At 43.0% G+C, this 223-nt stretch carries 1 rRNA gene; it reads left to right on the top strand.

The window, feature by feature from the left end:
• Positions 1 to 115: 115 nt before the first annotated feature.
• Positions 116 to 223 (top strand): 23S ribosomal RNA (locus tag H4J61_RS00015); the annotation flags it as partial.

Below are 223 nucleotides of genomic sequence, written 5' to 3'. Positions count from 1 at the left end.
ATTACCACTCTTATTCAAGACACACTTTGTGTGCGTGAAAATGTCAGACTTTACAATTGCGTCGGATTAGTCTCCGATGCGTACTAATGAGTCGAAAGACTACTTGGGGTTGTATGGTTAAGTGACTAAGCGTATGTGGTGGATGCCTTGGCAGTTAGAGGCGATGAAGGACGTGTTAATCTGCGAAAAGCTTTGGTGAGGTGATAAAAACCGTTATAGCCAA

Origin of the sequence: Colwellia sp. MB3u-4 (genome assembly GCF_014077065.1) — a bacterium.
Lineage (GTDB): Bacteria > Pseudomonadota > Gammaproteobacteria > Enterobacterales > Alteromonadaceae > Cognaticolwellia.
Note: the sequence above shows the minus strand (reverse complement) of the source record. Positions and strands in the feature narration are given on the sequence as shown.